Annotated in this window: 25 protein-coding genes; 17 read left to right on the top strand and 8 right to left on the bottom strand. The window is 67.2% G+C overall.

Annotated elements, in window-relative coordinates:
* The first annotated feature begins 7 nt into the window (after positions 1–7).
* Complete coding sequence (locus tag ABIC51_RS07435) at positions 8–424, top strand: DUF3995 domain-containing protein (RefSeq protein WP_027791422.1); 417 nt, start codon at positions 8–10, stop codon at positions 422–424.
* A 9-nt stretch (positions 425–433) separates the two neighbouring features.
* Here ABIC51_RS07435 and ABIC51_RS07430 read toward each other — a convergent pair whose 3' ends face one another.
* Complete coding sequence (locus ABIC51_RS07430; RefSeq protein WP_175898006.1) at positions 434–1,018, bottom strand: RNA 2'-phosphotransferase; 585 nt, start codon at positions 1,016–1,018, stop codon at positions 434–436.
* Positions 1,019–1,622: 604 nt separating this feature from the next.
* Here ABIC51_RS07430 and ABIC51_RS07425 point away from each other — a divergent pair.
* The 4 genes from ABIC51_RS07425 to ABIC51_RS07410 all read left to right on the top strand — a co-directional run bounded on the left by ABIC51_RS07425 (position 1,623) and on the right by ABIC51_RS07410 (position 7,471).
* Entirely contained in the window at positions 1,623–2,360 is a 738-nt protein-coding gene (locus ABIC51_RS07425) for a gluconate 2-dehydrogenase subunit 3 family protein (RefSeq protein ID WP_060207677.1), read from the top strand.
* On the top strand, positions 2,360–4,138 hold the full coding sequence (locus ABIC51_RS07420; RefSeq protein WP_021163240.1) for a GMC family oxidoreductase: 1,779 nt from the start codon (positions 2,360–2,362) through the stop codon (positions 4,136–4,138). Before ABIC51_RS07425 ends, ABIC51_RS07420 begins: the two co-directional genes overlap by 1 nt.
* Positions 4,135–5,547, top strand: coding sequence for a cytochrome c (locus tag ABIC51_RS07415; protein ID WP_175898005.1), 1,413 nt, complete (start codon positions 4,135–4,137; stop codon positions 5,545–5,547). Before ABIC51_RS07420 ends, ABIC51_RS07415 begins: the two co-directional genes overlap by 4 nt.
* Positions 5,548–5,755: 208 nt before the next feature.
* Positions 5,756–7,471 carry a cation:proton antiporter domain-containing protein gene (locus ABIC51_RS07410; protein ID WP_021164046.1) on the top strand — a complete coding sequence of 572 codons (1,716 nt, stop codon included), beginning with the start codon at positions 5,756–5,758 and terminating at the stop codon, positions 7,469–7,471.
* A 58-nt stretch (positions 7,472–7,529) separates the two neighbouring features.
* Here ABIC51_RS07410 and ABIC51_RS07405 read toward each other — a convergent pair whose 3' ends face one another.
* From ABIC51_RS07405 to ABIC51_RS07390, 4 genes are all read right to left on the bottom strand, one after another.
* A complete protein-coding gene (locus ABIC51_RS07405) occupies positions 7,530–8,294 on the bottom strand; it encodes an SDR family oxidoreductase (RefSeq protein WP_059485031.1) in 765 nt (254 codons plus the stop codon).
* Between the two features lie 19 nt (positions 8,295–8,313).
* A complete protein-coding gene (locus tag ABIC51_RS07400) occupies positions 8,314–9,309 on the bottom strand; it encodes an arabinose ABC transporter substrate-binding protein (RefSeq protein WP_175860992.1) in 996 nt (331 codons plus the stop codon).
* Between the two features lie 210 nt (positions 9,310–9,519).
* Positions 9,520–11,415, bottom strand: a complete 1,896-nt coding sequence (locus ABIC51_RS07395) for a peptidoglycan D,D-transpeptidase FtsI family protein (protein WP_027791428.1) — start codon at positions 11,413–11,415, stop codon at positions 9,520–9,522.
* A 418-nt stretch (positions 11,416–11,833) separates the two neighbouring features.
* Positions 11,834–12,178: a DUF3564 family protein gene (locus tag ABIC51_RS07390; protein WP_027791429.1), complete on the bottom strand. Its 345-nt coding sequence runs from the start codon at positions 12,176–12,178 to the stop codon at positions 11,834–11,836.
* Between the two features lie 646 nt (positions 12,179–12,824).
* Between ABIC51_RS07390 and ABIC51_RS07385 the strand changes: the two genes are divergently transcribed.
* A complete protein-coding gene (locus tag ABIC51_RS07385) occupies positions 12,825–14,036 on the top strand; it encodes an SDR family oxidoreductase (RefSeq protein ID WP_021164053.1) in 1,212 nt (403 codons plus the stop codon).
* A gap of 55 nt (positions 14,037–14,091) precedes the next feature.
* On the opposite strand, the gene hpaR is transcribed toward ABIC51_RS07385, so the two are convergent.
* Positions 14,092–14,532, bottom strand: coding sequence for a homoprotocatechuate degradation operon regulator HpaR (gene hpaR / locus ABIC51_RS07380; protein WP_021164054.1), 441 nt, complete (start codon positions 14,530–14,532; stop codon positions 14,092–14,094).
* A 152-nt stretch (positions 14,533–14,684) separates the two neighbouring features.
* Here hpaR and ABIC51_RS07375 point away from each other — a divergent pair, with 152 nt between their 5' ends.
* The 9 genes from ABIC51_RS07375 to ABIC51_RS07335 all read left to right on the top strand — a co-directional run bounded on the left by ABIC51_RS07375 (position 14,685) and on the right by ABIC51_RS07335 (position 21,737).
* Positions 14,685–15,374, top strand: a complete 690-nt coding sequence (locus tag ABIC51_RS07375) for a fumarylacetoacetate hydrolase family protein (protein ID WP_027791430.1) — start codon at positions 14,685–14,687, stop codon at positions 15,372–15,374.
* A complete protein-coding gene (locus tag ABIC51_RS07370) occupies positions 15,371–16,135 on the top strand; it encodes a fumarylacetoacetate hydrolase family protein (RefSeq protein ID WP_059530536.1) in 765 nt (254 codons plus the stop codon). The genes ABIC51_RS07375 and ABIC51_RS07370 overlap by 4 nt, the downstream gene beginning before the upstream one ends.
* Positions 16,136–16,157: 22 nt before the next feature.
* Positions 16,158–17,621 carry a 5-carboxymethyl-2-hydroxymuconate semialdehyde dehydrogenase gene (gene hpaE / locus ABIC51_RS07365; protein WP_059696297.1) on the top strand — a complete coding sequence of 488 codons (1,464 nt, stop codon included), beginning with the start codon at positions 16,158–16,160 and terminating at the stop codon, positions 17,619–17,621.
* A 49-nt stretch (positions 17,622–17,670) separates the two neighbouring features.
* Positions 17,671–18,519: a 3,4-dihydroxyphenylacetate 2,3-dioxygenase gene (gene hpaD / locus ABIC51_RS07360; RefSeq protein WP_027791433.1), complete on the top strand. Its 849-nt coding sequence runs from the start codon at positions 17,671–17,673 to the stop codon at positions 18,517–18,519.
* A 33-nt stretch (positions 18,520–18,552) separates the two neighbouring features.
* A complete protein-coding gene (locus tag ABIC51_RS07355; protein WP_027791434.1) occupies positions 18,553–18,945 on the top strand; it encodes a 5-carboxymethyl-2-hydroxymuconate Delta-isomerase in 393 nt (130 codons plus the stop codon).
* 20 nt (positions 18,946–18,965) lie between these two features.
* The gene (gene hpaH / locus ABIC51_RS07350; protein ID WP_021164056.1) at positions 18,966–19,769 is read left to right on the top strand and encodes a 2-oxo-hept-4-ene-1,7-dioate hydratase; all 804 of its coding nucleotides are present in this window, start codon (positions 18,966–18,968) and stop codon (positions 19,767–19,769) included.
* 12 nt (positions 19,770–19,781) lie between these two features.
* Complete coding sequence (gene hpaI, locus ABIC51_RS07345; protein WP_354006395.1) at positions 19,782–20,588, top strand: 4-hydroxy-2-oxoheptanedioate aldolase; 807 nt, start codon at positions 19,782–19,784, stop codon at positions 20,586–20,588.
* A 109-nt stretch (positions 20,589–20,697) separates the two neighbouring features.
* Complete coding sequence (locus ABIC51_RS07340; RefSeq protein WP_027791436.1) at positions 20,698–21,165, top strand: helix-turn-helix domain-containing protein; 468 nt, start codon at positions 20,698–20,700, stop codon at positions 21,163–21,165.
* Complete coding sequence (locus ABIC51_RS07335; RefSeq protein WP_027791437.1) at positions 21,162–21,737, top strand: PIN domain-containing protein; 576 nt, start codon at positions 21,162–21,164, stop codon at positions 21,735–21,737. The genes ABIC51_RS07340 and ABIC51_RS07335 overlap by 4 nt, the downstream gene beginning before the upstream one ends.
* A gap of 55 nt (positions 21,738–21,792) precedes the next feature.
* Here the strand turns inward: ABIC51_RS07335 and ABIC51_RS07330 are convergent, their stop codons facing one another.
* The gene (locus tag ABIC51_RS07330) at positions 21,793–22,572 is read right to left on the bottom strand and encodes an AraC family transcriptional regulator (protein ID WP_027791438.1); all 780 of its coding nucleotides are present in this window, start codon (positions 22,570–22,572) and stop codon (positions 21,793–21,795) included.
* A gap of 95 nt (positions 22,573–22,667) precedes the next feature.
* On the opposite strand from ABIC51_RS07330, the gene ABIC51_RS07325 reads away from it, so the two are divergent.
* Positions 22,668–22,919, top strand: coding sequence for a hypothetical protein (locus ABIC51_RS07325; protein ID WP_059696293.1), 252 nt, complete (start codon positions 22,668–22,670; stop codon positions 22,917–22,919).
* 46 nt (positions 22,920–22,965) lie between these two features.
* Positions 22,966–23,931, top strand: a complete 966-nt coding sequence (locus ABIC51_RS07320) for a quinone oxidoreductase family protein (protein WP_175898004.1) — start codon at positions 22,966–22,968, stop codon at positions 23,929–23,931.
* 170 nt (positions 23,932–24,101) lie between these two features.
* Here ABIC51_RS07320 and ABIC51_RS07315 read toward each other — a convergent pair whose 3' ends face one another.
* The gene (locus ABIC51_RS07315; RefSeq protein WP_034196044.1) at positions 24,102–25,193 is read right to left on the bottom strand and encodes a porin; all 1,092 of its coding nucleotides are present in this window, start codon (positions 25,191–25,193) and stop codon (positions 24,102–24,104) included.
* Positions 25,194–25,211 lie beyond the last annotated feature (18 nt).

The raw sequence follows: 25,211 nt of genomic DNA, 5'->3' as shown, positions 1-25,211 counted from the left end.
GACCGACATGACCGGGGCGTATTTCAGCGTGCCGACGCTTTGCGCGATCGCGCTCATTCACGTGTACTGGGCGTTGGGCGGGCGGCGCGGCAAGCGTGCGGCCATTCCGGAGCAGGACGGCGAGCCGCTGCTGCGGCCGACCGCCATCGGCACGCTCGCCGTCGCGGCGGCATTGCTGGGCGGTGCGTGCGTGGTTGCCGCGCGTGCCGGCTGGCTGGGGCCGAACCCGTATCCCGGCACGATCTCGTTCGCGGTCGTTGCGCTCGCATTGATCTTCGCGGTGCGGGCCGTCGGCGATTTCCGTTACGTCGGCTTCTTCAAGCGGATTCGCGGGTCGCGTTTCGCACGGATGGACACACTGTATTACTCGCCGCTGTGCGCGGCGCTGGCGCTGTCCATCGCGTCGATGTTCTGGCCGCGGTGAACGCGCGTCTCAGCGCGCAGGCGCGTCCCGCTCCGTAAGGTATTCAGCCGGCACGGCATCCGTCAGCCATACGCCGTTTTCGGCGACGAAGAACGTGTGGCCTTGCCGATGCATGCGCTGCGCATCGACCTCGAGAATCACGGGCACGCCGTAGCGCGTGCCGACGGCCAGCGCGGTCCGGACGTCAGGCGACAGATGCACGTGATGACGGGCGCCGGGTATCAGCCCTTGCGCCCGAATCGAATCCAGGAGGCGCGTCGCGGTGCCGTGATAGAGGCGCTCGGGCGGTTGCGCGGCCGGATAGCGGCGCTGCACGACGGGCGTCGAATGGCCTTGTACCGCGCGGATGCGTCGGCCGTCGTCGGACAGGGCGAAGCGCTGCTTGTCGTTGGTCGCGCAGACGGTTTCGAGCGTCGCGCGATCGACGGGATGCCCCAGGCGGGCGATGCCGGCGATCAGTTCGTCGATGTCGGCCCAGCCTTCCGGGTCGAGCCGCAGCCCGATCGTTTGCGGCGCGTGGCGCAGCAGGTAGCTGAGGGTTCGGCTGATGCGGGTCGCGTCGACCGCCGGCAGTTCATTCTTCTGTGGTCTCATGAGACGCGGAGGCTACCAGAGCGCGATGCAGACCGGCACCCACGGGTGCGCCGCGTGGCTGGAAAGCCACAGCCTTCCGCGAAACCCGACACACGACAATCCTTTGCCTGACGCCCGTGTCGGCGGGTAATCGCGCGAATCCTTTCGCGTTCCGGCTTCCGGATTTTTCAATTGTTGCGATTTTCGATGCATTGAATTGCATTGGTGTACATTTGAATGGAACCGGTTCCATATATAATTCGCGGCACTTGTCGCCGGGCCCGAAAGAGGGTCGTGCACGTTGCGCTTGCTGTCGGCAAACGCGACGTCTAAGTTGAATGAGGGTCATGAGCGATGAGGGGCAGATGCAGGCAGATGCCGGTATTTGTCAGACGATAGGGTTCACAAAGAAGCCGATCCGTGCAGCGCAGCCTGAACCGGCGCGATGCGCGGCCGCATGAAGGCGCTGCCGCGCATTGCACGGGCGGCGCCTGCATCGAGGTTGTTCGCAACAGACGAAAGAACAGGACGGCCAGCCGGTTGCGGCAAGGCTGCCATGCCGGACATGCCGCATGCGGAGTGCGCGCGTCCGGGCCCCGAGATCCCCAACGATCAACATCCGACCATGTCCACGCCACCTGACAAACCCAACTCGCGCCGCCGTTTCCTGCGCACGTCGGTCGCGCTCGTGCCGATCGCGTCGGTCGCCGGCTGCGACCTGCGCTCGTCGTCGCCTTCCGCGACGACCGGCAACGCGCCCGGTGCATCAGCCAGCGCCGAACGCGCCCCGTACAAGCCGACCTTCTTCGATGCGAAGGAATGGGCGTTCGTCCAGGCCGCCGTCGACCGGCTGATTCCGGCCGACGCCGAAGGCCCCGGCGCGCTCGAATCGGGCGTGCCCGAATTCATCGACCGCCAGATGGAGACGCCGTATGCGCACGGCGCGACCTGGTACATGCAGGGGCCGTTCCAGCAAGGTGTGCCCGAGCTTGGCTACCAGCTGAAGCTGGTGCCGCGCGACATCTACCGGCTCGGTATCGCGGCGGTCAACCGCTATTGCGAGAAGACCCACGGCAAGGCGTTCGCGGATCTCGACGCGCCGACGCGCGACACCGTGCTCGGCGCGCTGGAGAAGGGCGGCGCGCAGATCGACGACGTGCCGCCCGGCGTGTTCTTCGGCCAGTTGCTGCAGAACACGCGCGAAGGCTATTTCTGCGATCCGGTGCATGGCGGCAATCACGACATGGCCGCGTGGAAGATGATCGGTTTTCCCGGCGCACGCGCGGACTTCATGGATTTCGTCAACCAGAGCGGCAAGCCCTATCCGTACGGCCCCGTCTCGATCAACGGGGAGCGCAGCTGATGGCCGCAGAGAAAAAACCGCATGTCGATGCGGTGATCGTCGGCTTCGGCTGGACCGGCGCGATTCTCGCGAAGGAACTGACCGAAGCGGGCTTGAACGTGGTCGCGCTCGAGCGCGGCGAGTATCGCGACACCTATCCGGACGGCGCGTATCCGAACACGATCGACGAACTGACCTACAACATCCGCAAGAAGCTGTTCCTCGACCTGTCGAAGACGACGGTGTCGATCCGCCACGGGCTGCAGGACACCGCGCTGCCGTACCGGCAGCTCGCCGCGTTCCTGCCGGGTGAAGGCGTGGGCGGCGCGGGGCTGCACTGGTCGGGCGTGCATTTCCGGATCACGCCGGAAGAGCTGCGCCTGCGCAGCCACTATGAAGAGCGCTACGGCAAGAAGTTCATCCCCGAAGGGATGACGATCCAGGACACCGGCGTGACCTACGACGAGCTCGAGCCGCATTTCGATTTCGCGGAGAAGGTGTTCGGCACGTCGGGGCAGGCGTACAAGGTCGGCGGCAAGGTGGTCGGCGACGGCAACGTGTTCGAAGCGAACCGCAGCGACAACTTCCCGCTGCCCGCGCAGCTCAACACGTATTCGGCGCAGCGCTTCTCCGATGCAGCGAAGTCGCTCGGCCTGCATCCGTACCGGCTGCCGTCGGCGAACACGTCGGGCCCGTACACGAACCCGTACGGCGTACAGATGGGCCCGTGCAACTTCTGCGGCTACTGCAGCGGTTACGCGTGCTACATGTACTCGAAGGCGTCGCCGAACCTGAACATCCTGCCCGCGCTGAAGCAGGCGCCGAACTTCGAGCTGCGCTCGAAGTGCCACGTGCTGCGCGTCGACCTCGACGACACGAAGAAGCGCGCGACGGGCGTGACCTATGTCGACCCGGCCGGGCGTGAAGTGCACCAGCCGGCCGATCTCGTGATCGTGGCCGCGTTCCAGTACCACAACGTGCACCTGCTGCTGCTGTCGGGCATCGGCAAGCCGTACGACCCGATCTCGGGCGAAGGCGTGGTGGGTCGCAATTTCGCGTACCAGAACCTGTCGACGATCAAGGCATTCTTCGACAAGGACACCTATACGAATCCGTTCATCGGCGCGGGCGGCAACGGCGTCGCGGTGGACGATTTCAACGCGGACAACTTCGACCACGGCCCGCTCGGCTTCGTCGGCGGCTCGCCGCTGTGGGTGAACCAGGCCGGCGTGAAGCCGATCAGCGGCATCGCGACGCCGCCCGGTACGCCGCAGTGGGGCTCGGCGTGGAAGAAGGCGGTCAAGGACAACTACGCGCACACGATCTCGATGGACGCGCACGGCACCAACATGTCGTATCGCGACGTGTACCTCGACCTCGATCCGACCTATCGCGATTCGTACGGCCAGCCGCTGCTGCGGATGACCTTCGACTGGAAGGACAACGACATCAAGATGGCGCAGTACGTGACCGGGCAGATGAAGAAGATCGCGGAGGCGATGGGGCCGAAGGCGATCGGCGTGTCGACGCGCGAGTTCGGCAAGCACTTCGATTCGCGCGCGTACCAGACGACCCACCTCGTCGGCGGCGCGATCATGGGCACCGACCCGAAGACGAGCGTGCTGAACCGTTACCTGCAGTGCTGGGACGTGCACAACGTGTTCGTGATGGGCGCATCGGCGCTGCCGCAGGGCATCGGCTACAACCCGACCGGGATCATCGCGGCGCTGGCCTACTGGTCGGCACGTGCGATCCGCGAGCAATACCTGAAAAATCCCGCTCCGCTGGTGACCGTATGAAGAGGACGATGAACCACAACGTCGCGCGCCGGATGTCGCGCGCGCTGGCGGCCGGCGCGGCCTGGGCCGCGCTCGGCTTCGCAGGCTCGACGGCATTCGCACAGCCGGCTGCGCCTGCGGCGGCTTCCGGCCCGGTGACTGCACCCGCGGCCCGATCCGCCGACGCGAACCTGATCAAGCGCGGCGAATACCTCGCGCGCGCGGGCGACTGTATCGCGTGCCATACCGCGAGCGGCGGCAAGCCGTTCGCGGGCGGGCTGAAATTCGACACGCCGATCGGCGGCATCTATTCGACGAACATCACGCCGGACCCGAAGACGGGCCTCGGCGGCTGGACTTACGAGGACTTCACGCGCGCGGTGCGCGAAGGCGTGCGCAAGAACGGCGACACGATGTATCCGGCCATGCCGTTCCCGTCGTACGCGCGCCTGACCGACGACGACATGAAGGCGCTGTACGCGTACTTCATGCACGGCGTCGCGCCCGTCGAGCACGAGAACCGTGCGGTCGACATCGTGTGGCCGCTGTCGATGCGCTGGCCGCTTACGATCTGGCGCAAGATGTTCGCCCCGACGCCGAAGCCGTTCGACGCGGCGCCGTACACCGATCCGGTGGTCGCGCGCGGCGCGTATCTCGTGCAGGGTCTCGGCCACTGCGGCGCGTGCCACACGCCGCGCGCGCCGACGATGCAGGAGCGAGGGCTGACCGACGCGGACGGCCCGGACTTCCTGGCCGGCGGTGCGGCGATCGACGGCTGGGTGCCGACGAGCCTGCGCGGCGAGCCGCGCACGGGCCTCGGCACGTGGAACGAAACCGAGATCGTGCAGTTCCTGAAGACGGGCCGCACGCTGCGCACGGCGGCATTCGGCGGGATGACGGACGTGGTCGGCCACAGCATGCAGCACATGACCGACGACGACCTGAACGCAATCGCGCGCTACCTGAAGACGCTGCCGCCGCGCGTGCAGGGCGAGCAGCCGCACATGTACGACGCGGCGGCTGCCCAGGCCCTGCAGGCCGGCGATGCGAGCAAGCCGGGCGCGGCCGTCTATCGCGACAACTGCACGGCCTGCCACCGCAGCGACGGCCATGGCTACACGCGCGTGTTCCCGGCGCTCGCCGGCAACCCGGTCGTGCAGGGCGACGATCCGACCTCGCTGATCCACGTCGTGCTGGAAGGCAGCGCGCTGCAGGGCACGCGCACCGCGCCGTCGACGTTCACGATGCCGCCGTTCGGCTGGCGCCTGTCGGACCAGGAAGTCGCGGACGTGTCCAACTTCGTGCGCACGAGCTGGGGCAACACGGGGGCGCCGGTGACCGCGGCGCAGGTCGCGAAGGTGCGCAAGAGCGTGCCATCGACCCGGCCCGAACCGCCGCCGGGCGCGCGGTTCCCGCAAGCGTCGCGCTGACGGGGGCGGCGGGGCGCCAGCCCCGCCTGCCCGATGTGCTTCAAGGCGCCGCGTGATCCGCGCGGTGCCTTTCGATTCGCCGGGGTTGTACCCCGCCAAGGCGCGCCGCCGCGTGAATTTTTCGCGGCGGCGCGCCATTCTTCCGCCTCATCCCTTATCCTTTCGTTCTTGAACCTTACTAAATCGTTACAAGAACTCGGGAGGGGGGATGCCTCATGACATCAGCCTGATTGCGTTGCTCGCGGCCGGTTTCGGTCTCGCGATGGTCTTCGGTTACTTCGCGTCGCTGCTGAAAATGCCGCCGCTCGTCGGCTATCTGCTCGCCGGGATCGTGATCGGCCCGGGCACGCCCGGTTTCGTCGGCGACCTGTCGCTTGCGCAGCAGCTCGCCGAAGTCGGCGTGATGCTGCTGATGTTCGGCGTCGGCCTGCATTTCTCGCTCGGCGATCTGCTCGCGGTGCGCAAGATCGCGCTGCCGGGGGCCATCGTCCAGATCACGGTGGCCACGCTGCTCGGCGGCGGCCTCGCGCTCACCTGGGGCTGGAGCGTCGGTGCGGCGCTCGTGTTCGGGCTCGCGCTGTCGGTGGCGAGTACCGTCGTGCTGCTGCGTGCGCTCGAAGGGCGCGGGCTCGTCGAGACGGTCAACGGGCGCATCGCGGTCGGCTGGCTCGTCGTCGAGGATCTCGTGATGGTGCTCGTGCTCGTGCTGCTGCCGCCCGTCGCGGGGCTGCTCGGCGGCACGCCGCCCGGCGACGCGCACGCGGCCGGCGGCAGCGTGTGGGGCACGCTCGGTGTCACGATGCTGAAGGTCGCGGCGTTCATCGCATTGATGCTGGTGGTCGGCAAGCGCGTGTTCCCGCGCATTCTGTGGCTCGTCGCGCGCACGGGCTCGCGCGAGCTGTTCACGCTGTGCATGATCGCGGCCGCGGTCGGCATCGCGTTCGGCGCGGCGAAGCTGTTCGACGTGTCGTTCGCGCTCGGCGCGTTCTTCGCCGGGATGATGATGCGCGAGTCGGAGTTCAGCCGGCGCGCGGCCGACGAGACGCTGCCGCTGCGCGATGCGTTCTCGGTGCTGTTCTTCATTTCGGTCGGGATGCTGTTCGACCCGAAGATCCTGCTCGCGGAGCCGCTGCACGTGATCGAGGTCGCGGCGATCGTGGTGATCGGCAAGACGCTCGCGGCGGTCGCGCTCGTGATTGCGTTCCGCTATCCGCTGAATACCGCGCTGACGGTCGGCGCGGGCCTCGCGCAGATCGGCGAGTTCTCGTTCATCCTCGCGGGGCTCGGCCGTGCGCTCGGGCTGCTGTCGGCCGAGGGGCAGAGCCTGATCCTCGCGGTCGCGCTGATCTCGATCGCGATGAACACGCTGCTGTTCGCGATGATCGATCCGGCGCTTGCGTGGATCCGCAAGCATTCGGCGTTCGCGCGCAAGCTCGAGGCGCGCGACGATCCGCTCGCCGCGCTGCCGATGTCGACGCCGCAGACGCATCTCACCGGGCAGGTCGTGATCGTCGGCTACGGCAAGGTCGGCACGCGGATCGCCCATGCGCTCGACGAGCGCGGCATCGCGTACGTCGTCGTCGAGCAGAATCGCGAGCTCGTCGAGAAACTGCGCGCGGAAGGCGTTGCCGCCGTGTCGGGCGATGCGATCGAGCCGATCGTGCTCGTGCAGGCGCATATCGCGCGCGCCGGGATGCTGGTCGTCACGCTGCCCGATGTGTTCGACGTACGGCAGATCGTCGAGATCTCGCGCACGCTCAACCCGGCGCTCGAGGTCGTGCTGTGCACGAACAGCGGCGACGAGGCCGCGCTGCTGTCGAACGAGGGCATCGGCACCGTGTTCATGGGCGAGACCGAACTCGCGCGCGGGATGACCGAGCACGTGCTCGGCAGGATGGCGAAGCCGGTCGCTGCCGCGCATTGACGGCGCACGGCAGCGCGCCGGGCGGCCCGCGCGGCCGCCGGCGCCGCGTGCTTCGGTTTCAGTAGAACGTCTCGAGCGTCAGCTCCTGCGCCATCACGCGATTGCCGGCCAGCAGGCCGCCGTCGACGGGCAGCGCGACGCCCGTGATGATCCGCGCCGCCGGCGAGCACAGGAACAGCGCGGCCTGCGCGACGTCGTCCGGCGTCGCGAAATCGTCGAGCGGATACCACTTCCTCAATTGCTCGAACACCTGCGGATTGCGCTGCACGCGCGCTTCCCATGCGGGTGTCTTCACGGTGCCCGGCAGCACGATGTTCGCGCGCACGCCGTCGCGGCCGAATTCGATCGCGAGCGATTTCGTGTAGCTGATCAACCCGGCCTTCGCCGCGCTGTACGCCGGATGCCCGAGCGCATGCACGCCGTTGACCGAACCGATGATCGCGATTGCGCCGCGCCCGCGTGCGCGCATGCCGGGCAGCACGGCTTCGACGCTCATGTAGGTGGCCGTCAGGTTCGCGTCGAGATCCGTGCGCCAGGTGGCGGGCGTCGTGTCGCGCAGCGTGGTCGACGCGGCCGTGCCCGCGTTGGCGACGAGCACGTCGGCCTGCGGATGCGATTCGAGCGTCGATTGCAGCCGCTCGGCGTCGGTCAGGTCGTCGACGACCGGCGTTACGTGCGCGTCGCCGAGCGTATCGATGAAGCGGTCGAGCGCCGCGCGGTCGCGATCGAGCGCGAGCACGCGGTCGCCGGCCGCGAGGAAGGTGCGGCACAGCGCCTGGCCGATGCCGCCGGCGGCGCCCGTCACGAGGGTGGTGCGTGTCATGTCGGCTCCTTGTGCCGGCTCACAGGCCGAGCGCGGCGCGCGCCTGCTTTTCGTTGTCGCGCGTGATCAGCGTGCCGGACGTCAGCACGAGCGGCGGCGGCGCCTGGTTCTTCGTGATCCAGTCGTACATGTCGATGCTCGTCTGGTAGCCGTGCTGGCGCGGATTCAGCAGGATCGAGCCGTAGAAGCCCGTCGGCTTCGGCTTCGCGAATTCGTTGAGCGCGATCTGGCTGCCGTTGATGCCGACCGCGACCATCGCGTCCGCGCCGATGCCGCGCCCCTCGGCGGCGCGCACCGCGCCGACCGTCGTGTCGTCGTTCGAGCCGAACGCGACCCAGCGCTTGAAATTCGCATGCTTGGTGAGCGCGATGTTCGCCGCGTTGAACGCGCCTTCGGTGTCGGCCGTCATTTCTGGCGCATCGATCACGTTCGCGGCCGGGAAGCCGGCGGCCTTGAGCGCATCGACCGCGCCGGTCGTGCGTTCGCGTGCGGTCGGCAACTGGTCGTACGCGATCCGGATGATGCCGACCTCGGCCGGGTTCCAGCCGCGCCGCTTCGTCTCGTCCGCGATCGCCTGGCCGACCTGCTGGCCGATCTTGTACGCGGAGATGCCCATGTGCGGCACGCCCTGGAGCGGTGCGCCGCGGCCGTCGACGAGCTGGTCGTCGACCGACATCAGCTTGATCCCCGCGCGCTTCGCCTTCGCCGCGATGCCGGGGCCGAGTTTCACGTCGGGTGCGCAGATGATCACGCCCTGTGCCTTTTGCGCGGCGAGGCTGTCGAGCGCGGTCGATACCTTTTCGCCGCTCGGCGTCGCGATCTTGATCAGCGTGAAATGCTTTTCCTTCGCCGCCTGGTCGGCGAAGCGCCATTCGTCCTGGAACCACGGATCGTCCGGCTGTTTGACGAGGAAGCCGATTTTCACGTCGGCGGGGTCGGCGGCATGGGCGGGTACCCCGCCGACCAGTGCCGCGCTCGCGATGGCCAGTGCGAGCGTCTTCCATTGGAATCGCATGCGTCTCTCTCCTTTTTTGTAGTCGCGCGCACGGGCAGGGCTGCCCGACACGCGGAAAAATTGTAGGAGGAGCGAGCGGGAACGCTCAAATGATGCGCGGTGTTCCTAGAAAGTGGGACAGTGCCCGATGGCGGGGAAATGCGCGGCGGCCGGCGGCCGCCGGTGTGCCGCGCGCGCCGGCGGGCGCCGTGTCGCGGGGACGTGCCGCGCTCATCCGGCCGCGGTGGCCGGCTGTGCCGGTACTTTCGACGGCGCGGCAGTCTTCAGCGGCGCGGCGGTTTTCGGTGCCGCAGCCGTCCTGGTTTGCGCAGCCGCTTGCGGCGCGGCCACCGTCTTCTGCGGCGCGGCGGGCTTGGCCGGCGGCGTCTTCTCGGGCTCGACCGGCGCGTCGGGCGGCACGCCGAGCAGTTGCAGCGACCCGCTCGTGACCGACGCGAACACCGGGCCGGCCACCGTGCCGCCGTAGTAGCCCTTGCCGCGCGGCTCGTCGATCATCACCGCGACGATCAGGCGCGGGTTGCTCATCGGTGCCATCCCCGCGAACAGCGCGCGGTACTTGCCCTTCGCATAGGTCGCGCCGACCTGCTTGCGCGCGGTACCGGTCTTGCCGCCGATCCGGTAGCCGTCGACGCGCGCGCGGCGCCCCGTGCCGCCTTCGCCGACCGCCATCTCGAGCATCGAGCGGATCGACGCGGCCGTTTGCGGCGACGTCACGCGGTGGCCGCGATGCGCGTCAATCGTTTGCTGGTCGGTGCCGTTCTTCAGCAGCGACACCGGGTGCAGCGTGCCGTCGCCGGCATAGGCCGTATAGGTTTGCGCGATCTGCAGCAGCGACATCGACAGGCCGTAGCCGTATGCCATCGTCGCCTGCTCGATCGGCCGCCAGCGCTTGTAGCCGCGCAGCCGGCCCGACGCGACGCCCGGGAACGTCAGTTCCGGCGCGCGGCCGATCCCGTATTCCTGGTACTTGTTCCAGATCGTTTCGGCGGGCAGGTTCAGCGCGAGCTTCGCGAGCGCGACGTTGCTCGACTTCTGCAGTGCCTGCGAGACCGTCAGCGAGCCGTGGTTCGACGTGTCGTGGATCACGGCCGGGCCGATCTTGTAGGTGCCCGGCGACGTGTTGATGATCGTGTTCGGCGTGACCTTGCGTTCGTCGATCGACAGCGCGACGACGAGCGGCTTGATCGTCGAGCCCGGTTCGAACGTGTCGATCACCGCGCGGTTGCGCAACTGCTGGCCGGTGAGGCGCGCGCGGTCGTTCGGATCGAAGGTCGGGTAGTTCGCCAGCGCGAGGATCTCGCCGTTCTGCGCGTCGAGCACCACGACGCTGCCGGCCACCGCGTTGTTCTCGATCACGGCCGCCTTGAGCTGGCTGAACGCGAGTTGCTGAATGCGGCGGTCGATCGTCAGCTCGATCGTCGCGCCATGCTGCGCCGGGACGAGCGGGCGCGTGTCCGACACGATGCGGCCGAGCCGGTCGCGGATCACCTCGCGCTGCCCGGACGTGCCCGACAGGCGCGCATTCGCCGCGAGCTCCACGCCTTCCTGGCCCTTGTCCTCGACGTTCGTGAAGCCGACCACGTGCGCGGCCGATTCGCCTTCCGGGTAGAAGCGCTTCGAATCGGCGATCTGCGTGATGCCGTCGATCGCGAGCTTGTCGAGCCTGCCTGCGGTGTCGGCGTCGACCTGCCGCTTGAGCAGCACGAATGTCTTGTCGTTGCCGAGGCGCCGCTTGACCTCGACGAGCGGCATGTCGAGCAGCTTCGAGATCTGCGGGTAGTCGGTGTCGGCGACCTGCTTCGGGTTCGCCCAGATTTCATAGGTCGACAGGCTGACGGCGAGCATCGCGCCGTTGCGGTCGACGATGCGCCCGCGCGTCGCGTCGAGCTCGATCGTGCGCTGGTAGCGTTTCTGGCCCTGGCCGACGTAGAACTCCTTGTTCGCGACCTGCACCCAGAACGCGCGGCCGATCAGCGCGGCGAACGCGAGGAACACGATGATCACGATCAGCTTCGAGCGCCACATCGGCAGGCGCGACGCGAGCATCGGGTTCTTGGTCGCGGCCGCGTACGGATCGGCGGGGTGGGTCTTCTTTTTCACGCTCATGCAATGGCCGGGTCGGGCCGCCGAAGGGCGGCGAGTCAGTCTGAATAATGCGATTGTAATAAATGAGTAAACGCCGTGTGGGGAAAGTATGTTCCGGCCCCGTGAAAAGCCGCAAATCGGCGATCCGGCAAAGGGCGGAACAGGGCGTACGAAAAGAGGGCGGAAGCGGAGTTTCACCGACGCAGCAGGCGAATGAAGGCGGCCGATTCTGCGCGTGTCGATCCGCTCACACGATCTCCTGGACAATCGATGCCGACTGCCCCCCGGCGCGCGGTCAATTGCCCGGCTCGCGATTATTTATTTGCACCAGAAAATGAAAACGCCCCGAAAAGGGGCGCCGCTAATACTGAATATCGAAATGAATATCACTGAAACCGGAATAAACCCGAAAACCGCAGACGAATTACGTCGATCATTTCTACCGGGTGACGGAAATGAATTCCCGGTATTCCGGCTCGCTCGTGCAGCGATCGACCGCCTGCAGCCGCCATGCACCGGGGTGATTGCCGGCGAGTACGGCGGAGCCCTGTTCGCGCTGGGTCGCACCGAACGATAGTCCCTTCAACTGGCACACGGCATTCCCGCCATCAGCCGCGCAGAGCGCCATCGCACCCTCGACGTCGCGGACCTTGCCCCAGGCCGGAAGATCGATGCCCTGATGTGCCTCGCGCGACCACAGTCCTTCGTCGGTGTCGACCCACAGTACCGCGAACGAGTTTCGGGTTGCTGATTCGCTGCCATTAATCCGAATGGTGAGGCGCATTGTGATCGTCTCCAAAAAATGAACATTCGACCGTTTTGACTTGATCAGTCTAGATAGACTGGTGTGAAACGCAAGTGATAATCCTCAATAAATCCGAATTGAGTTCATTGCGGTTTCAGATGAAACGACGTCTGACGATTCATGGTTATTCCGGCAGCGCGCGCAGGCACACGCCTAACGGCGATCGCGGCACCGATCAGGGCCCGGTCGATCTTCGAGACATGGGATGACATCGCCGCGAGGCGCGTCGATCTGTCGCGCGCGACCGGCCGCGGAAACCGGGCCGGCCGACGCGGTTCCGCCATGCCGGAGGGCGGCGCGACCGGAAGTTGCGGCGTTCCGACTGCATTGCTGGACGACAGACTCCGACAATCGCATACAAATCGGCACACTTTCACGAAACTTTCGGGACAGACTTGCCTGCGGTCGGGCCCCACACTGAGATATTCCCGATCCAGTGCCGCGGACGCCCGTCCTCGGCGGCTGCCGCCGCCTCGTGCCAGAGACGCGATCGACGCGATCGCGGGCCGCACGCCCGATCGGGACTGCCGGGGCGCGCGTCAGGCCCCGGCCCGGCCGGTGAGCCGTGCGCAGCCCGCAACCGCGGGCGCCGCGCCGCCCGGCCGATTCTTCGAAGGAGACTATCGTGCTGATCTGGAAAACCGCGTTGTCGCTCAACTGGCGGACGAGCCTCGTGTCGCCGGCCAGCGCACCGGTCGCGGCGGCGAACGTCGGACGGCTGGTGCTGACCGGCGCAACCGGCTTCATCGGCAGTACCGTCCTGACGGCGCTCGTCAATGCGGGGCTGCTCGACCGCATCGTCTGCGTCGTGCGCGCGCAGGATCGCGGCCATGCCGTCGCGCGGCTGCGCGAAGCGGCGCTGCGCGCGGGGCTGGCGCCGTACTGGGCGTCGCGCCTGACCGACGCGAACGTGATCGTCGGTGCGCTCGGCGATGTGTGGCAGGGCGCCGACGCACCGCGCCTCGCCGCCGCGACGCACGTGATTCACTGCGCCGGCCATGCGTCGCCGGCCGACGGCGCGCACCTGCGGGCCGACATCGCCGATGCGGTGCGCTTCGCCGAGCGTTTTGCACGGGCGCCGCGCCTGCTGCGCTTCGTCTACGTCGGCACGGCCTACGCGCATGCGGGCCGTGGCGGGATCGTGCAGGAAGAGGCGGCGGGCGACGCGGCGAACGACGTCGCGCGCGACGAAGAAGGCCTGCCGGGCGCGGTGCTCGCCGCGGACTACCTGCACGCAAAGGCGGAAACCGAGCAGCGCCTGCGTGCGCTCGGGCTGCCGCTCGTCGTGGTGCGGCCGTCGCATGTGGTCGGCCACACGGTGCTCGGTACGCGGCCCGCGCCGAATTCGTTCTGGATGTTCCGGCTGGCGCATGCCGCACGCCGCTTCACCGCGCGACCGATGACGCGCATCGATATCGTGTCGGTCGACGACGTGGCGCGCGCGACGATGCTGCTGGCCGTCAAGCCGACGCTCGCACACGACCTGTATCACGTGTCGGCCGGCGACGAGGCGCCGCAGGTCGCGCAGATCGTGCGCGCGATGGACGAGGCGGCGGGGATGACCGGCGCACCGCGCTACGCGGCGTGTGCGCCGGCCGAATTGCCGCTCGTGGTGCGCGACGTGCTCGGGCGAACCGATCCGGCACTCGAGCGCGTAATCGGCCGGGCGTTGCAGCGCTGCGGGGAATTCGCGACGGTCGATCGCGTGTTCGACAACCGTCGCGTGCGCGACGAAATCGATTTCGAGCCGCTGCCGTTCATCGATTACGTCGAGGAATGCATGCGCACGTCGCGCGGCGTGGCCGTGACCGAGCTGATGCGCGGCGCGGTGCACTGACCGCCCGCGCCGCACCGGCCCCCGTTCCCGCGGCTGGCGGGAACGGGGGCCGTCATCACGTGTTGCCGCCGAGCTCGATGAGCCGGTCGAGCGCGCGATAGATGTCTTCGAGGCCGTCCTCGCCGAACCGCGATTCGAGCTGCCGGTACTGCTCGTCGATCCGCGGGCCGATTTCCGTGACCAGTTTCCTGCTTTGCGGCGTCAGGCTCACCAGCAGCCGGCGCTGATCTTCCTGCGCGCGCGTGCGCGTGATCAGGCCGTCGCGCTCCATCCGTTCCAGCACGCCCGTGAGGCTCGGGCTCAGGATGCAGCAGCGCCGCGCGATCTGTCCTGCTTCGAGCGCTTGCGCCGGTTCGCCGTCGAGCACGCGGATGATCCGCCATTGCTGTTCGGTCAGCGCGAATTCCTTGAGAATGGGGCGGAACAGACCCATCAGCGTTTCGCGGGCCTCGAGCAGCAGCATGGCCAGGTTGCGATGGTCGAGCGTACGGTTCATCGGGGTGGGCAGTGGACGGGGACGCATCAATCTTAACAGCCGAAAGGCGTGAATTTCGCGTATCAGGGTAATCAAGGTTGCCAGCGTTCGATTGTTTACTTAAGATGTTAAGTATTGACGATGCGCCGCGACGCGCGGCAGGGGAATGACGCATGGAGCTGTCTTGCATGACCGCCGCGGCGCCGCCGTTGCCGGTCGCCATCGGTACCGTCTACGGTGCGCTGCTCAACGAGCGTGCGGCGCTCGACGCGCTCGGCGATGCCGTGAACGCACCGCCTTATGGCCGCCCGCCGCAGGCGCCGATCCTGTACATCAAGCCCGCCAACACGCATGCGGCCGACGGCGCGACCGTCGTCGTGCCGGCCGGCGTCGACTCCCTGGAGATCGGCGCGTCGGTGGCCGTCGTGTTCGCCCGGCGCGCGACGCGCGTGCCGGCCGCGCGGGCGCTCGACTACCTTCACGGCTTCACGCTCGCCAGCGACGTGTCGGTCCCCCATCCCGACTACTACCGTCCGGCCGTGCGCTTCAAGTGCCGCGACGGGTTCTGCCCGATGGGCCCGGTCATCGTGCCGGCCGCCGCGCTTGGCGATGTCGACACGATCGGCCTGACCGTGCGGATCGATGGCGAGGTGGCCGTGTCCGCCTCGACGGCCACGCTGATCCGCTCCGTGCGCGAACTGATCGCCGACGTGACGGCCTTCATGTCGTTCGACGCGGGCGATGTCTTGCTGCTCGGCGTCGCGGGCGGCGCACCGCGCGCCCGCGCGGGCAGCACGATCGAGATCGCCGCCGCCGGCATCGGCACGTTGCGGCACACGCTGATCGCGGAGGAAACACGATGAAGACGGCACGCGTGATCTACAACGGCGCATTGCATGCGGCCGAACCGGCCGGCGACGGCGCGATCCGTCTCGATACGGGGCGGATCGTTGCCGAGGACGCGGTTGCGTGGCTGCCGCCCGTCGCGCCGCGCACCACGTTCGCGCTCGGCCTCAACTACGCCGACCATGCGAAGGAGCTCGCGTTCAAGGCGCCGAGCGAACCGCTGATCTTCCTGAAGGGGCCGAACACGTTCATCGGCCACCGGTCGCGCACCGTGCGCCCGGCGGACGCCACCCACATGCATTACGAGTGCGAGCTGGCCGTCGTGATCGGCCGGCCCGCGCGCAACGTGAGCCGCGCGCAGGCGCTCGACTACGTGGCCGGATATACGGTCGCGAACGACTACGCGATCCGCGACTATCTCGAGAACTACTACCGTCCGAACCTGCGCGTGAAGAACCGCGACACCTGCACGCCGCTCGGGCCGTGGTTCGTCAGCCGCGACGAAATCGGCGATGCGGGCGACCTGACGCTGCGCACGACGGTGAACGGCCGGGAGACGCAGCGCGGCAGCACGCGCGACATGATCTTCGACGTGCCGGCGTTGATCGAGCACATCAGCGGCTTCATGACGCTCTCGCCGGGCGACCTGATCCTGACCGGTACGCCCGAGGGGCTGGCGGACACGAAGCCGGGCGACGAGGTCGTGACCGAGATCGAAGGGATCGGCCGGCTCGTGAACACGATCGTCGGCGAAGCAGACTACTATCGCGCGGGCTGAGCCCGTCGCCCAAGGAGAGAGCATGACCATCAAGCACTGGATCGACGGCCGCGAAGTCGAGAGCCGCGAGACGTTCACGACGCTGAATCCCGCGACGGGGGAAGTCATCACCGACGTCGCATCGGGCGGCGAGGCCGAAGTCGACGCGGCCGTGCGCGCCGCGAAGGAAGCCTTCCCGAAATGGGCGAACACGCCCGCCAAGGAGCGCGCGAAGCTGATGCGCAAGCTCGGCGAACTGATCGAGAAGAACGTGCCGATGCTCGCGGCGCTGGAGACGCAGGACACCGGCCTGCCGATCGCACAGACGAGCAAGCAGCTGATTCCGCGCGCGTCCGAGAACTTCAACTTCTTCGCGGAAGTGTGCGTGCAGATGAACGGCCGCACCTATCCGGTCGACGACCAGATGCTGAACTACACGCTGTACCAGCCGGTCGGCGTGTGCGCGCTGGTGTCGCCGTGGAACGTGCCGTTCATGACCGCGACGTGGAAGACGGCGCCGTGCCTCGCGCTCGGCAACACGGCCGTGCTGAAGATGTCGGAGCTGTCGCCGCTGACGGCCGACCAGCTCGGCCGCCTCGCGCTCGAAGCCGGCATCCCGCCGGGCGTGCTCAACGTCGTGCAGGGTTACGGCGCGACAGCAGGCGACGCGCTGGTACGCCATCCGGACGTGCGTGCGGTGTCGTTTACCGGCGGTACGGTGACCGGCAAGCGGATCATGGAGCGTGCGGGCCTGAAGAAGTATTCGATGGAACTCGGCGGCAAGTCGCCGGTGCTGATCTTCGACGACGCCGATTTCGACCGCGCGCTCGACGCGTCGCTGTTCACGATCTTCTCGATCAACGGCGAACGCTGCACGGCCGGCTCGCGGATCTTCGTGCAGCGCACGATCTACGACCGCTTCGTGCAGGAATTCGCGCGCCGCGCGAACAACCTGGTGGTCGGCGATCCGTCCGATCCGGCCACGAACCTCGGCGCGATGATCACGCGCCAGCACTGGGAAAAGGTGACGGGCTATATCCGCATCGGCGAGCAGGAAGGCGCGCGTGTGGTTGCGGGCGGCGCGGACAAGCCGGCGGGCTTGCCCGACCACCTGCGCAACGGCAACTTCGTGCGGCCGACCGTGCTGGCCGACGTCGACAACCGGATGCGCGTCGCACAGGAAGAAATCTTCGGGCCGGTCGCGTGCCTGATTCCGTTCGAGGACGAGGAAGAAGGGCTGCGGCTCGCGAACGACACGTCGTACGGCCTTGCGTCGTACATCTGGACGCAGGATGTCGGCAAGGTGCATCGCCTCGCGCGCGGCATCGAGGCCGGGATGGTGTTCGTGAACAGCCAGAACGTACGCGACCTGCGCCAGCCGTTCGGCGGCGTGAAGGAATCGGGTACCGGGCGCGAGGGCGGCGAATACAGCTTCGAGGTGTTCGCGGAGATCAAGAACGTGTGCATCTCGATGGGTTCGCACCACATTCCGCGCTGGGGCGTGTGACGGGCGCGGGACGTCTGCAGCACGAAAGAACCAAACGGAGACTTGAACGATGGGCAAACTGTCCCTCGCCGCGAAAATCACGCACGTGCCGTCGATGTACCTGTCGGAATTGCCCGGCAGGCATCACGGCTGCCGCGAGGCGGCGATCCGCGGCCATCAACTGATCGGCGAGCGCTGCCGCGCGCTCGGCGTCGACACGATCGTCGTGTCGGACGTGCACTGGCTCGTCAACGCCGGTTATCACGTGAACTGCAATGCGCGATTCGCGGGCACGTACACGAGCAACGAGCTGCCGCATTTCATCCGCGACATGGAGTATGCGTATCCGGGCAACCCGGCGCTCGGCCGGCTGATCGCCGAGACGGCCAGTGCGCGCGGCGTCGCGACGCGCGCGCACGAGATCGACAGCCTCGAACTCGAATACGGCACGCTCGTGCCGATGCGTTACATGAACGCCGACCAGCACTTCAAGGTCGTGTCGATCGCCGGCTGGTGCATGTGGCATCAGCTCGACGAAAGCCGGCGCTTCGGCGAGGCGCTGCTCGAGGCGATCGAGAAAAGCGATTCGAACGTCGCATTCCTCGCGAGCGGCTCGCTGTCGCACCGTTTCAACGACAACGGCAGCCCCGAGGAATCGATCCACCAGATCAGCCGCGAATTCTTCCGGCAGGTCGACCTGCGCGTGGTCGAGCTGTGGAAGCAGGGCGATTTCAAGACCTTCTGCGCGATGCTGCCCGAGTACAACACGCATTGCCACGGCGAAGGCGGGATGCACGACACGGCGATGCTGCTCGGCCTGCTCGGCTGGGATCGCTACGATAAACCCGTCGAGATCGTCACCGACTATTTCGCGAGTTCGGGTACCGGGCAGATCAATGCGATCTTCCCGGTGGCCTGAGCACCGCGCCACGCACTCGACTGGAGACCCGCCATGCCACATATCGTCGTCGAATACACCGCGAACATCCGCGACGACGCACGCATTCCCGCGCTGCTGCGCACGATCAACGCGACGCTGATCGCGCAGGGCGGCGTGTTCCCGACGGGCGGCATCCGCTCGCGCGCGATCGAACTGCAGGACTACTGCGTAGCCGACGGCACGGAAGACGATGCGTTCGTGCACGTGACGCTGAAGATCGGCTCGGGCCGCAGCGACGCGCAGAAAAAGGCCGCGTGCGACGCGCTGTTCGACGCGATCAAGGCGCATTTCGCGGAACTGTACGCGAAACGGTACCTCGCGCTGTCGATGGAACTGACCGAGTTCAGCGAAAGCGGCTCGTACAAGCACAACAACATCCATGCCCGCTACAAGCGGGCCGGCTGAACCCCATTCCCGATCCGACCATGCTCGAAACCGCCCTCATCGACCAGCTCGCGCAGCGTCTGCACGACGCCGAGCGCGAGCGCAAGCAGATCCGCCAGATCTCGCTCGACCATCCCGACATCACGATCGACGACGCGTATGCGATCCAGCGCGCGTGGGTCGCCCTCAAGCTCGCGGAAGGACGCACGCTGAAGGGCCACAAGATCGGCCTCACGTCGAAGGCGATGCAGAACACGTCGCAGATCGACGAGCCCGACTACGGCGCGCTGCTCGACGACATGTTCTTTGCCGACGGCGGCACGATCCCCACCGGGCGCTTCATCGTGCCGCGCGTCGAGGTCGAACTCGCGTTCGTGCTCGGCAAGCGGCTCACCGGCCCGGACTGCACGATCTTCGACGTGTACGACGCAGTCGACTACGTGGTGCCCGCGCTCGAGATCATCGATGCGCGCAGCCAGTCGATCGACCCCGATACGAAACGGCCGCGCAAGGTGTTCGACACGATCGCCGACAACGCGGCGAACGCGGGCGTGGTGATCGGCGGGCGGCCCGTGAAGCCGCAGGACGTCGACCTGCGGTGGGTCGCGGCGATCATGTCGCGTAACGGCGTGGTCGAGGAAACGGGCGTCGCGGCCGGCGTGCTGAACCATCCGGCGAACGGCGTCGCGTGGCTCGCGAACCGGCTGGCCCGCTTCGACGTCGCGCTGGAGCCGGGGCAGATCGTGCTCGGCGGTTCGTTCACGCGGCCGTGCGCGGCGCGGCCGGGCGACACGTTCAGCGTCGACTACGGCCCGCTCGGGACGATCCAGTGCTACTTCGAGTGAGGTGAGCGAACGATGCGGATTCCGACGAATGTCTTCAAGGCCGCGCTCGCGCGCGGCGACGCGCTGGTCGGGCTGTGGCTCGGGCTCGCCAATCCGTACAGCGCGGAAGTGGTCGCGGGCGCCGGTTTCGACTGGCTGCTGATCGACGGCGAGCATGCGCCGAATACGGTGCCGACGATTCTTGCGCAGTTGCAGGCGATCGCGCCGTATCCGTCGCATCCGGTCGTGCGCGTACCGTGGAACGATCCGGTGATCGTCAAGCAGGTGCTCGATCTCGGCGCGCAGACGTTGCTCGTGCCGATGGTGCAGAGCGCCGACGAGGCGCGTGCGGCGGTGGCCGCGACGCGCTATCCGCCGCACGGGATTCGCGGCGTGGGCAGCGCGCTGGCGCGTGCGTCGCGGTGGAATCGCGTCGGCGATTACCTGCATCGCGCGAACGACGAGATGGCGGTGCTTGTGCAGGTCGAGACACGCGCGGGGCTCGACGCGATCGATGCGATAACTCGGGTCGAGGGCGTGGATGGCGTGTTCATCGGGCCGGCGGATCTCGCGGCCGATCTCGGGCATCTCGGCCATCCGGGGCACCCGGACGTTCAGGCCGCGATCGATGGCGCGATCCGGGCGATCAAGGCGGCCGGCAAGGCGCCGGGCATTCTCAGCGCGGATGAGGCGTCCGCGCGGCGTTATCTGGAAGCGGGAGCACTGTTCGTCGCGGTCGGGGTCGATACGACGTTGCTGGCGAGGAGTGCGGAGCGGTTGGCGGAGCAGTTCAAGGGGAAAGGGGGTGAGGCGGTCAAGAAGGGGGACGGGACGTATTGAACGAAGCGGACATACCCCTTTATATAGGGCGATATCAATTTTCGTTTATTGCGATTTTCGTTTGTTTCGAATAAAATTGCGCCGTCCAGAACCCCGTTTGGAGCGCGCGATGCCTCACACCACGATGTCCGAAACGATCTTGCCTGTCGAGCGCGAGATGCGGGCGGCTGTCGAAGGGCAGCGTGCGCTTGCGGCATACCTGGCAACGCGAACGGAAATACAGCGCATCCAGATCTTCGACGACGAAAATCGCGCGCATCAGGTCGAACTTCCGACCTCCGCGCTGCGTCTGCTGGTCGATATCCTCGCCGAGTTGGCCGACGGCAATGCGGTCAAGGTCGTGCCGGTTCATGCGGAACTGACGACACAGGAAGCGGCCGACCTGTTGAACGTTTCTCGTCCGCACCTGATCAAGCTGCTCGAATCGAATGCGCTTCCGCACCACAAGACCGGCAAGCATCGCCGTGTGCGATTTTCCGACCTGATGCGTTACAAGGCGGAACGCGATCAGGCAAGCGCGGACGCGATGGAGGAGTTGAGCCGGCAGGCGCAAGAGCACGGGATGGGGTACGAATGACGAGTTCGCCATTCACGGCGGTCTACGATGCGTGCGTGCTTTATCCCGCACCGCTGCGTGATTTCCTGATGTGGCTGGCGCTGAGCGGATGTTTTCGGGCTCGCTGGAGTGTGGATATTCATGACGAATGGAAACGGAATCTGCTGCGTAACCGGGCCGATCTGACCGCGGCGCAACTCGATCGCACGGCAAGCCTGATGGACAGGGCGATACCCGATGCGCTCGTTACCGGTTACGAGGCGCTGATTGGTGGGCTGACGCTGCCGGACGCGAACGATCGACATGTGCTCGCTGCCGCGATCCGCTGCAACGCCAGCGTGATCGTTACGTTCAATCAGAAGGATTTCCCCGAAGAAGTGTTGTCGATCTACGGTGTCGAAGCACAGCACCCTGACGTGTTCGTCGACAATCTCTTCGATCTCGAACCGGCCGCAGTGGTCGCCGCCGCTCGGCGGCAGCGCGAAACACTCAAGCATCCACCGATGATTGTGGAGCGCTATCTGGAAATCTTGCAGCGTCTGGGGATGGTTCAGACCTGCAAGGCACTCGAAGCCTATCGGACGATTATTTGAACCGCGCTGGATAAGGCGAACCGGATCGCTGTCGTCACTGCTCATTGCGCCGGGCTTATCGCCCCGCCTCCATATACTTCCCCGGCGTCGTCCCCAACGCCCGCCGGAACATGTCGATGAACGCGCTCACGTTGTCGTACCCGAGATCGAGCGCGATCGTCGTCACCGGCACGCCGTCGGCGATTTTCTCCAGCGCGCGCAGCAGCCTGGCCTGCTGACGCCACTGCGCGAACGTCAGCCCCGTCTCGGCCACGAAGCGGCGGCTCATCGTCCGCGCGCTGATTCCCGCCCATTCGGCCCATTCCTCCAGCCGCCGGTTGTCCGCGAGATCCGCGGCAAGCGCATCGGTGATCCTCGTCAGCCGCGGATCCTGCGGCCGCGCCAGCCCCAGCGCCTCGACTTCCGACGACGCGATTTCATCGAGGATCACGTCGGCGATCCGGGTTCGAGCGGCATCCAGCTCCGACCCCTCCCAACTCGCCGCGCGCTGCACGGCTTCGCGCAGCAGCGGCGTCGTGCGGATCGCGCGCGGCGTATCCGGCAGCGCCGCGCAGCGCGCTTCGGCGATGAACGCAGACCAGCCGGAAATCGGCCCGAACGAATGCAACGAATGGCGGCAATGCGGTGGAATCCAGATCGCATGGATCGCCGGCACGACCCAGTCCTGGTCGTCGAGGCCGATCGTCAGCAACCCGCTCAGCGCGCCGACGAGCTGGCCGCGCGCATGCGAATGAGGTGGCGTCACACGCGGGTCGCGTTGCGACAGCACGGCGGCGACGACGAACGGGCCGTCGTCGGACGTGACGAAGCGGGCGGGCAGGAGCGGATCGGACATGGCCGGATATCGGTATCGAATGGCCGTTATACCGGAGATCGGCCGAATTTGCACGCCTACACTGCGTCCATCGATAACAACCGGAGTACGACACGATGCGAGCCGAACAGATGCTTCCCGACCATGCCAACCAAGTCGATGCCGGCGGAACGACGATCCGCAAGGGAACCGTCGGCGCGTTTCTGGTCAACGCGCGGGTGCTGACCGACCCGAACGCTACGCCCGCCGACCGGGCGCGCGCCGAAGTCGACACGATCGACGCGTTGCCCGCGCTGCGGGCACTCGGCCTATTCGACGTGCTGGAAGTGCGCGATCCCGCGCTGCGCGCGTGGCTCGACGCACGCTGATGCGCACCGGGACCGTCGATCGAGATCCCCGATTCAAGGAGTCGTCATGAAAGCAGCAGTCGTGACGGGCGCCGGCGAGCGCCCCGTTCATATGGAGTTCGATGCGCCGCACGCGATGCCGGGCCACAGCCTGATCGACGTGACGGCGTCCGCGCTGAGCCGGATCGCGCAGGGGCGCGCGGCCGGCACGCATTACTCGTCGGACGGGCGTTATCCGTTCGTCGTTGGCGTCGACGGGGTTGGCCGCCGTCTCGACGACGGGCTGCGCGTCTACTTCTTCGGCGCGCCCGCACCGTTCGGCGCGATGGCCGAACGCACGATCGCGCCCGATACGCGGTGCGTGCCGCTGCCGGATACGCTCGACGACGTCACGGCGGCCGCGATCGCGATTCCCGGGATGTCGTCGTGGGCGGCGCTGACCGAACGCGCGCGGCTCGTCGCGGGCGAGACGGTACTCGTCAACGGTGCGACAGGTACGTCGGGGCGGCTGGCGGTTCGGATCGCGAAGCATCTCGGCGCCGCGAAGGTGATCGCGACGGGCCGCAACGCGGCCGCGCTGCAGGCGTTGCTGAATGCCGGCGCGGATGCCGTCGTGTCGTTGCAGCAGGACGACGCGCATCTGGCGCGTGCGCTCGAACCGCACTTCCGCGCGGGTGTGGACGTCGTGCTCGACTATCTGTGGGGCGCCAGCGCGCAGACGCTGCTGGTGGCCGCCGCGAAGGCGACGCCCGAGGGCCGCCGGCTGCGTTTCGTGCAGATCGGCTCGATCGGCGGCGCGGACGTGCTGTTGCCAGGGGCGGTGCTGCGGGCGACCGCGATCGAACTGATGGGCAGCGGCATCGGCAGCGTGTCGCTGCCGCGCTTGCTGGCGTCGGTGCGCGGTGTGTTCGACGCGGCCGGACCGGCGGGGCTGACGATCGACACGCGCACGGTGCCGCTGTCGGCGGTTGGCGAGCACTGGAGCGATACGAGCAGCCTCGTTCGCCTGGTGTTCACGATGCACGGCGAATGACCGGCAAGGGCCACGGATGAGGGCGCGGCCGTCGTGTGCGGGAAGCTGGCCGATCGCCCGTTGTCACGCTGATGCGCGCGGCGCATGCGATGCAGGGCGGCACGCGCGCGATGAACCGCACAAGACGGGCGGCGCGATTCGAAGACCGCTCGCCGCCCGTATCGTCAAGCTCAGAACCGCTGCTGAATCCCCGCCGTGACGCCGACCTGCGTGGTGCCGTAGCCCACGAAATCGCGCGATACACCGACCTTCTGGTCGTGCTTCGCGATCGCGAACGCGCCGGCCGCGTACAGCACGGTGCGCTTCGACAGCGCGTAGTTCGCGCGCAACGACACGAGCGTCGGGTCGGCATCGCTGCCGCCCTTGATGTTCTGGTGATAGACGGCCGCGATCAGCGAGAACGCCGGCGTGAACTGGTACGAGCCGCCGAGCCAGTACGTGTCGCTCAGCTGGTTCGCCGCCGTGGTGCGGAACGTGCGCTTGTAGTTGCGATAGCCGGCCATCGTCTTCAGGTTGCCGAAGTCGTAGCTCAGGCCCGCGTGGATGCCCTGGATGTAGTTGACGGTATCGGCCGGCGTGACGCTGTCGGCCGCGCCGTTCTGCCGGTCGAACGTGACCACCCCGGCGAACGGGCCTTTCTCGTAGCCGACCGCGAAGTCGTATTTGGAGCTGGTCTTCACGCTGCCCGGCACGTTGCCGAAGCCGTACAGCGCGCCGAACTTGAACCCGCTGAATTCGCCGTCGTAGCGCACCGCGTTCGACGAGCGCGTGAACATGCCGTCCTTGCGGCCGCCCGTCGCCGTCGATGCCGAGGCCCACGAGTAGTTCTGCGCGTAACCCATCGGGTCGAACGGCAGCATGTAGTCGTAGGTGACGGTGTAGTTGCGGCCGAGCGTCAGTTCGCCCCATTTGCTTTTCAGGCCGACCGTCGCGCGGCGCGCGAAGATCGAATCGGGGCCGTCGTCGAGCGCGCCGTTCGCGAGGTCGATCCCGCTTTCGAGGCGGAACACGGCCTTCAGCCCGCCGCCGAGATCCTCGACGCCGCGCAGGCCCCAGCGCGACGTGTTCTTGTTGCCCGACTTCAGCTTGACCGCGCTGCCGCCCTCCGGCGCCGCGTGGTTCGTGTATTCGATGCCGGCATCCATGATCCCGTACATCGTGACCGACGACTGCGCGTGCGCGGCGGGTGCGGCGATGCAGGCCGCGGCGGCCGATCCCGTGAGGACTACTGTGCGAATCGAACGTTCTGCGCGTGACTTCATTGACGGTGTCTCCTTGGT

The sequence above is a fragment of the Burkholderia sp. 572 genome (genome assembly GCF_040545135.1).
Classification (GTDB): domain Bacteria; phylum Pseudomonadota; class Gammaproteobacteria; order Burkholderiales; family Burkholderiaceae; genus Burkholderia; species Burkholderia cepacia.
The sequence above is the reverse complement of the archived record's forward strand: the minus strand, read 5'-3'. Positions and strand labels throughout refer to the sequence as shown.